This is a genomic window from Blastomonas sp. (genome assembly GCF_041747255.1).
Taxonomy (GTDB): Bacteria; Pseudomonadota; Alphaproteobacteria; order Sphingomonadales; family Sphingomonadaceae; genus Blastomonas.
Genome location: NZ_JBGTFM010000474.1, coordinates 1 through 7844, shown reverse-complemented (window position 1 = coordinate 7844; position 7844 = coordinate 1). Strand labels below are relative to the sequence as shown.

The 7844-nt window shown below is 62.6% G+C and carries 12 protein-coding genes; 8 read left to right on the top strand and 4 right to left on the bottom strand.

Features of this window, described 5'->3' with window-relative positions; genetic code table 11:
• From ACEW8G_RS15715 to ACEW8G_RS15705, 3 genes are all read left to right on the top strand, one after another.
• On the top strand, positions 1–338 hold a 338-nt coding region (locus ACEW8G_RS15715), incomplete at its 5' end, for a helix-turn-helix transcriptional regulator (RefSeq protein WP_373489337.1).
• A gap of 92 nt (positions 339–430) precedes the next feature.
• On the top strand, positions 431–1141 hold the full coding sequence (locus ACEW8G_RS15710) for a hypothetical protein (RefSeq protein ID WP_373489336.1): 711 nt from the start codon (positions 431–433) through the stop codon (positions 1139–1141).
• Between the two features lie 70 nt (positions 1142–1211).
• The gene (locus ACEW8G_RS15705; RefSeq protein WP_373489335.1) at positions 1212–1889 is read left to right on the top strand and encodes an MBL fold metallo-hydrolase; all 678 of its coding nucleotides are present in this window, start codon (positions 1212–1214) and stop codon (positions 1887–1889) included.
• A gap of 256 nt (positions 1890–2145) precedes the next feature.
• Here the strand turns inward: ACEW8G_RS15705 and ACEW8G_RS15700 are convergent, their stop codons facing one another.
• A complete protein-coding gene (locus tag ACEW8G_RS15700; RefSeq protein ID WP_373489334.1) occupies positions 2146–2544 on the bottom strand; it encodes an MAPEG family protein in 399 nt (132 codons plus the stop codon).
• Between the two features lie 223 nt (positions 2545–2767).
• Here ACEW8G_RS15700 and rpmF point away from each other — a divergent pair, with 223 nt between their 5' ends.
• The 5 genes from rpmF (at position 2768) to ACEW8G_RS15675 (ending at position 5906) form a co-directional block, all read left to right on the top strand.
• Positions 2768–2944 (top strand): 50S ribosomal protein L32, encoded by a 177-nt coding sequence (gene rpmF, locus ACEW8G_RS15695; protein ID WP_373489333.1) that lies wholly within the window; start codon positions 2768–2770, stop codon positions 2942–2944.
• Positions 2945–2986: 42 nt separating this feature from the next.
• On the top strand, positions 2987–4051 hold the full coding sequence (plsX, locus tag ACEW8G_RS15690) for a phosphate acyltransferase PlsX (protein ID WP_373489332.1): 1065 nt from the start codon (positions 2987–2989) through the stop codon (positions 4049–4051).
• Entirely contained in the window at positions 4048–5040 is a 993-nt protein-coding gene (locus ACEW8G_RS15685) for a beta-ketoacyl-ACP synthase III (protein WP_373489331.1), read from the top strand. Before plsX ends, ACEW8G_RS15685 begins: the two co-directional genes overlap by 4 nt.
• Positions 5041–5160: 120 nt before the next feature.
• Positions 5161–5460, top strand: coding sequence for an integration host factor subunit alpha (locus ACEW8G_RS15680; RefSeq protein WP_373489330.1), 300 nt, complete (start codon positions 5161–5163; stop codon positions 5458–5460).
• 59 nt (positions 5461–5519) lie between these two features.
• Positions 5520–5906, top strand: coding sequence for a MerR family transcriptional regulator (locus ACEW8G_RS15675; RefSeq protein ID WP_373489329.1), 387 nt, complete (start codon positions 5520–5522; stop codon positions 5904–5906).
• A gap of 5 nt (positions 5907–5911) precedes the next feature.
• Here the strand turns inward: ACEW8G_RS15675 and ACEW8G_RS15670 are convergent, their stop codons facing one another.
• From ACEW8G_RS15670 to ACEW8G_RS15660, 3 genes are all read right to left on the bottom strand, one after another.
• Entirely contained in the window at positions 5912–6430 is a 519-nt protein-coding gene (locus ACEW8G_RS15670) for a GNAT family N-acetyltransferase (RefSeq protein WP_373489328.1), read from the bottom strand.
• 21 nt (positions 6431–6451) lie between these two features.
• Positions 6452–6997, bottom strand: a complete 546-nt coding sequence (locus ACEW8G_RS15665) for a histidine phosphatase family protein (protein ID WP_373489327.1) — start codon at positions 6995–6997, stop codon at positions 6452–6454.
• Positions 6994–7844, bottom strand: an 851-nt coding sequence (locus ACEW8G_RS15660) for a helicase C-terminal domain-containing protein (RefSeq protein WP_373489326.1), incomplete at its 5' end; no start/stop codon positions are given. The genes ACEW8G_RS15665 and ACEW8G_RS15660, both read right to left, overlap by 4 nt.

The following is a 7844-nucleotide window of genomic DNA, read 5'->3' as shown; positions in this document are numbered from 1 at the left end:
TGGCGGAGCTTGCGTGCGATGAGGGCTGGCTGCGTCGGCTGGGTGCGGGCACCGATGCGGTGACGATGATCTGTGTCGACGGCGATTCGATGGCTCCGGCGCTCGGCGATGGCGATGACATTCTGGTGGCGATGCACGATGGCGCAAACCTGCGCCGCCGCGACGGCATCTATGTCCTGCGCATGGACGACGCGCTGATCGTCAAGCGGTTGGCGTTTCGCCCCGATGGCGGCTTGTCGATTACGTCGGATAATCCGCTGTATCCCAGCTACCCGGATGTTTCGCCGGGCAGCGTGACGATTGTCGGCCGGGTGATCTGGGCCGGGCGGCGGGTGTGATGACGCGTGCAATGTAATCGCACTGTCATCTTGGCTGGCTAGCTGGAGTGTAGAGGGGGCACAATCAGCAGACGCAAGCGAGCTTTTTGTCCATGTTCAGAACGATCCTGTTTGGCCTTTGCGCCAGTCTTGCCACCACTCCGGCGCTGGCATCACCCCGCGCGCCGGTCATTCCCGAGCCGATGGTGTTCGATATGGTGCGGCCGCTGGGGGCGGAACGGGGCGAGCTAGAGGCCAATGTGCTCGGGCTTGTGCCGCTGTCGGGCCAGCCGCACGTGGTGGAATGGGCGCCCGAGATCGAGTTTGCCTTCGCCCGCGGTCATGCCATCGAATTTGAGCTGCCATTCGAGAACGGCAGTCTGGCGGAGTTCAAGCTGGGGCTGCAAGGCACGTTTGGCACGTTGAACAATGGTCGTGCCATCCATGGCTGGCAGTATTTGGGCGTTTATGACCGGCACGAAAAGCGCGTGTTCAACACTCTGCTGTATCTCATCGGAGAGCGGTTCAGCGAACGCTGGAGCGCGATGGCGATGGTCGGCGTGGGAGAGGTCAGTCCAGGCTTTGCCAATGACAAGGACGCGCTGCTGATCAACCATTCCACGTTTTATGATGTCAACGAACGCTCGGTCGCGGGGCTTGAAATCAACATGCGCAGCGGCGGCAGGCGGTCTGTGCGGGTGACGCCGCAATGGCACCAGAAGCTGGGCGGTCACACCAACCTGCAGTTCGGCCTCGGCGTCCACAAGGCGCGCGGCGATGTGGCGCGGCCTGAAGCAGCGGCGCGACTGATCAAGGAGTTTTGATGCGCACGCTTCTCGGAGCCCCTCAACCTGATGCCTTGCACCCCGCCGCGATCCTTGCCACATACCGCGTATGAACAATCCTGCCGCCCCCCAAGCCCAGCCACCCCTTCGCGCGGTTACCATTCCGGTGACGCCGCTGCAGCAAAACTGCACGCTTCTGTGGTGCACAGCGACGATGCGCGGGGCGCTGGTTGATCCGGGCGGTGATTTGCCGCAGCTCAAGGCGGCGGTGGCGAAACTGGGGGTGACCCTGGAAAAGCTGCTGGTCACGCATGGTCATATCGACCATTGCGGCGAAACCGGCACGCTCGCCAAGGAGCTTGGCCTCAAGATCGAGGGGCCGCATGAGGACGACCGGTTCTGGATTTCGCGGCTTGATGACGATGGCCGCAACTGGGGCATCGCCGGATCGGTGTTCGAGCCCGATCGCTGGCTCAACGACGGCGATAGCGTCACGGTCGGCAATCTGGTGCTCGATGTCATCCATTGCCCGGGGCACACGCCGGGCCATGTCGTGTTCCATCACGCGCCGTCAAAGCTTGCGATTGTCGGCGACGTGCTGTTCCAGGGATCGATTGGCCGCACCGATTTTCCGCGCGGCAACCATCAGGATCTGATCAGGTCGATCACGCAGAAGCTCTGGCCGCTGGGCAATGACACTGTGTTCGTGCCGGGCCATGGCGCCATCAGCAATTTTGGCGCAGAGCGCCAGCACAACAGCTTTGTTGCCGATCACGTGCTGGCTTAACATTCTGCCGGTTAGGTTGGCAAAACCCAATAGCCCTCCCCCTTGATGGGGGGGGGTTGGGTGGGGGTGATCTCTCCGGATTGTGCATTGGTCGCATTGTATGACCGGTCGCGTCTAGCCGCACTATCACCCTCACCGCTGCGACTAGGCGGCATGCCGCCAAGTCTCGCAGCCTCTCCCATCAAGGGAGACGCCAACAGGGGCATCCCCTGCCATCAAGGGTCAAATGCAATGGTGCGGGGAGAAGGGTAGCGGATTAACCCACGGGCATGATTGTGACCGCGTAGATCGCATAGCCAGACAGGCCGAGTGTTGTCAGCATCGAGATCAGCGTGCCGATCATCCGGCCCAACTTGAAGGTGCCGCCATCCATGCCAAGGCCGTGCGCCAGCCGTCCCGCCATATAGACAAGGCCCACCGCCCACAGCCACGTGCCGCCGAGACCGGATATTTCGAACGCGGCAATCAGCAGCAGAACAAAGGGTGTGAACTCCACGAAATTGGCCTGCGCGCGCATCCGGCGGATGACAAATTCGTTGCCGCCGTCGCCAACGCTTACCTTCTGGCTGGTGCGCACCTGGCCGATGCGGATCGCCAGCCACAGGTTGATCAGTCCGGCTGCAGCGGCCATGGTCAAAGTAATCGGCAGGCTCATCGCGTTGTTTCCTTGATCGGGTGGCCTGATGCGGGCACCCTTGGGTGATGATGCCGGTTAGCGTGACAATGCTTGCAACGCACGATATTTTCGGTATAGCCCCGCGTTCGCACGCGAATGGGCCTTGTCGCTCTGTCGGCTGCCCGCGTTCTGCGCGGCCCGGCGCTGGACACAAGGTTTATCGCATTGAATCACGATTATTTTAAGGTATGCAGGACCTGTCATGGCTGTTCCTAAAAGAAAAACATCCCCGTCCAAGCGCGGCATGCGTCGCAGCCATGATTCGCTCAAAGTTGAAGCGCATCAGGAATGCCCGAACTGCGGCGAACTGAAGCGCCCGCACCACCTGTGCGGCGCATGCGGCCATTATAATGGCCGTGAGGTGCTTGCAGTCGCCTGATCAATCAGGCGGCATGTGCACGTTTTTCAGGGGGACTAGCTGGTGCCGATAAAGCCGCGGATCGCGATTGATGCGATGGGCGGTGATGAAGGCGTGCGCGTCATGCTTGGCGGGGCGGCCGAGGCGCGACACCGGCATGATCGCTTCACCTTCCTGCTGGTCGGCGACGAAAAGCAGATCAGGGCAGGGCTCGACAAGCACCCCAATCTGCGCGCAGCATCGGATATCCTGCACACCAGTCAGGTGGTGCGCGGTGAAGACAAGCCGAGCCAGGCGCTGCGCAAATCCAAGAATTCATCGATGGGTCTTGCCATCCAGGCGGTCAAGTCGGGCGAGGCCGGCGCAGCGGTCAGCGCGGGCAACACCGGCGCGCTGATGGCGATGTCCAAGCTAGCGCTGCGCACCATGCCGGGGATTGACCGGCCGGCGCTCGCCGCGTTGCTGCCGACGCTTGAGGACACCGATCTGGTGATGCTCGATCTGGGTGCCAACACCGATTGTGATGCGCGCAATCTGGTGCAGTTCGCGGTGATGGGCGCGGTCTATTCGCAGATCATCTTTGGTTTCGACAAGCCGCGCACCCGCTTGCTCAACATTGGTACCGAGGATTCCAAGGGCACTGATGCGCTTCGCGATGCCGCCGCAACGCTGCGCGCCGCCACTCATTTGCCGATGGACTTTCAGGGATTTACCGAAGCCGACAAACTCTCGCGCGGCGACGTCGATGTGATTGTCACTGACGGCTTTTCAGGCAATATTGCGCTCAAGTCGCTTGAGGGCACCGCGCGGTTTGTCACCGATCTGCTCAAACGCAGCTTCCAGTCGTCGTTGCGCTCAAAGATCGGGTTTCTGATCTCGCGGCCCGCAACCGAGTTGCTGCGCCATCATCTTGACCCCAACAACCACAATGGCGCGGTGTTTCTGGGCTTGAACGGGGTCGTGGTCAAAAGTCACGGTTCGGCCAGCGTCAAGGGCGTTGCCAACGCGGTCGAGGTGGCGGCGCGGCTGGTCGAGGACAATATCACCGAGCGAATCGGCGCGGTGTTGCAGGGGTTTGATTCCAGCGTCATTGCCGCTGCTGCATCCGCCGACGAACCGCTCAAGTGACCGTGCCCAACACCCACGCGCGCTGCGTCATTCTGGGCACCGGGTCCGCGCTTCCGGAACGACGGGTGTCCAACGAAGAGCTTTCGCAGACGGTCGATACCAGCGACAGCTGGATCACCGAGCGCACCGGCATCAAGTTTCGCCATATCGCGTCGCCCGACGAGACCACGTCGAGCCTCGCGATTGCTTCGGCGCGCAATGCGCTGGATGCCGCCGGGCTGCAAGGCAGTGACATTGACCTGATCGTGCTCGCCACCGCGACCCCCGACCATACATTCCCCGCGACCGCCACCAAGGTGCAGGCAGCGCTGGGCATGACACGCGGCGCCGCCTTTGATGTCGCCGCAGTATGTTCGGGCTTCCTCTATGCGTTGAGCGTCGCTGACAGCATGATGCGCACCGGCATGGCGAGCAAGGCTCTGGTCATCGGGGCAGAAACCTTCAGCCGCATCCTCGACTGGGAGGATCGCGGCACCTGTGTGCTGTTCGGCGACGGGGCGGGCGCGGTTGTGCTGGGGCTCGAAACGCCCGCCGCTGACGACCCAAGCCCGCGCGGCATTCTGGCGACCCAGCTGCATTCGGATGGTCGTCACCACGATCTGCTCTACGTCGACGGCGGTCCGTCGACAACCGGCACCGTCGGCAAGGTGCGGATGAAGGGGCGTGAGGTGTTTCGCCATGCGGTCGTCAATCTGGCCGAAGTGCTTGACCAGACGCTGGCTTTGCAGGGTCTGACCAGCGCCGACATCGACTGGCTGGTGCCGCACCAGGCCAACGCCCGCATCCTCGATGCCACCGCGCGCAAGCTCGGCCTGTCGCGCTCAAAGGTGGTGGTGACGGTAGACACGCACGCCAACACCTCGGCCGCATCAGTGCCGCTGGCGCTGGACACGGCGGTGCGCGATGGCCGCATCCAGCGCGGCCAGTTGCTGGTGCTTGAGGCGATGGGAGGCGGTCTGACCTGGGGTGCGGCAATAGTTCGCTATTAATCTGGATCATATTGTGTTGCCAATTGGCGGTTTTCATGCAGTTTTTTACATTAGCTGGTTTGCGACTTTTCAGATTTTGCGGTAGCTTGTCTTCGATTGGGAAAAATGGGAGGAAGCGACATGCGGTCCATCGGGACGCTAACCCGCGCTGATCTGGCGGATATGATCAATCAGCAGATGGGCTTGTCGCGTGCCGATGCGGCGCAGCTGGTTGAATCTGTGCTCGATCACATGACCGGCGCGCTGCAACGTGGCGAAAATGTCAAGATATCCGGCTTTGGCACGTTCCTGCTGCGCGACAAGGGCGAGCGTGTCGGGCGCAACCCCAAGACCGGGGTTGAGGTGCCCATCACGCCGCGGCGCGTGCTCACCTTTCGCGCCAGCCAGATGATGAAAGAAAAGATCACCGCCGAGAGTTGAGTCGCGATCAGATATGCTGTGGTCAGTATCAGAAGACAAACAAAGTTGAGGACGTGACAATGCAGACCGAGTCCGGTGGTCGATCGACCAAGGCCGCTGGCGCGATGCTGACCATCGGCGAGGTATCTGAACTGCTTGGCGTCAAACCGCACATCCTGCGCTATTGGGAGGCGCAGTTCGAGACGCTGCAGCCTTTGAAGCGCGCTGGCGGGCGGCGTTATTACCGGACGCAGGATGTTGCGCTGCTGCGCGATATTGATCGCCTGTTGAACCGCGAGGGCTTTACCCTGCGCGGCGCGCGCCAGCATCTGGAAAGTCAACGGCGTGGTGTGGCCAGCGAAAGTTCCGGCACGACAAGTGCCACTTCAATAGTCGCCGATGATAAGGTGTGTTCTGAATTGCGCCGCATCCGCGCAGCGCTTGCTGATGCGTTGGCCGCAGCCTGATCGCTCTAGATCGCGCGGCGCAAAATCCAGTCGGTGAACGGCACGCTGCCGGTCATAAAGCATTGTTCGCCAACCTTTTCAAAGCCATGGCGCGCATAAAAGCGCTGCGCACTGCGGTTGACTTCATACACGCACAGATACAGCACCCGCGCACCGCGCGCGCGTGCCTCGGCGATAACGGCATCGATCAGCTGCCCGCCCAGCCCCGCGCCTTGCCAGCCGGGCAGGGTGTATATGCGCTTAAGTTCCAGCGATTCCGGTTCAGGCGTGATGTCCAGCTCGGGCGGGCACAGCATCGCATAGCCAATCGGCGCACCAAGCGGGGTCTCGATCAGCCAGAAGGCGTAATCGGGCTTGGCCAGCCAAGCAGTATAGCGCGCTGCGCTGTGTTCGTGCGCGGTATGATCGACGAGCGCCTCGCCCGGATGGTCATGCGCAAACGCAACCAGAAAGGTGGCGGCGCCGAGCAGCGCCAGCTTGGCCGCATCGTCTGGCCCGGCGCGGCGCAGGATTGTGGGTGTCATCGCAGTCTCGATTGGCAATGATCAGTCGTCGTCGGTCGGGCCGAGATCGGGGTCGAGATCGCGCGGACGGGTGATTGCGGTCAACCGGGCGCTGCCATTGTCGAGATCGGCCCAGTGGTCGATGTCGATGTCCATCACCGCAAGCGTGGCGGTGGGGAATTTCTCCTCCACCACATCGCGTAACGGGCTTGAGCCATCATCAGGGACCAGATCGAAGATCAGGTCTTCCAGCCCCGGATTGTGGCCGATCATCATCACATGGGCGACAGTATCGGGCTGGCCGCGCAGCACGTCGATCAATGTGACCGATGATGCCAGATAAATGCGCCGGTCCCAGTCGGGGTTGAGCGTGCGGCCATAGGTCTGTTCGAACTGGTCGATGGTTTCGGTGACGCGCACCGCAGGCGAGGCGAGCACCGCATCGAAGGCGGTCTGTTTCTCGGCAACAAAGGCCCCCATCGCACGCGCGCCACGCACCCCACGGTCGTTGAGCGGCCGGTCGAAATCGCGCATAGAACGGTCATTCCAGTCGGACTTGGCGTGGCGCAGCAATGTCAGTGTCTTCATTGCACCTCTCCCCCGGCCCCCATGACGAGGTCGATTCGCGTGACCGGACCCGCAAGGCCAGAAACGCCAGATTGCACCGCTTGTAAAGCCTCTGCCAACGTCACCCTGCGCACCGGGGTGCCTGGGGGAAAGGCGCTGAGCAGCCGCGAGGGGAAGGCGGCAGACAGCATCACAAAGCGCCCGCGATCATCGGCGCGGCGGATCAGCCGCCCAAACGCCTGCGCCAGCCGCGCGCGGATGATCATATCGTCATATTGGTTGCCGCCGCCTGCCAGCCTGCGCGCGCGGTGCAGGATATTGGGCTTGGGCCACGGCACGCCTTCCATCACCACCAGCCGCAGCGAATGGCCGGGCACATCGACGCCATCGCGCAAGCTGTCGGTGCCGAGCAGCGACGCGCGCGGGTCATCGCGGAAGATGTCCACCAACGTGCCGGTTTCGAGCGGATCGACGTGTTGCGCGTACAGCGGCAACCCCGATTGTGCGAGCCGGTCGGCAATCCGGCCATGCACGCTGCGCAACCGGCGGATCGCGGTGAACAATCCCAGTGCGCCGCCGCCTGCTGCCTCGATCAACCGCCCATAGGCCCCCGCGAGCGCCGACAGGTCACCGCGTTTGACATCGGTGACGATCAGCACCTCGGCCTGGGTCGCATAATCAAACGGGCTGCGCGCCTCGAACTGTTCGGGTGCGCGTTCCAGATGCACCGCGCCCGAACGGGCGAGCGCCGGGGCCCAGTCATCGCCCGCCTTGAGTGTCGCCGATGTGACCAGCACGCCGTGCGCGGGCTTGATGACCACCTCGGCCAGCGGCTTGCCGGGGTCAAGCCAGCGCCGGTGCAAACCCA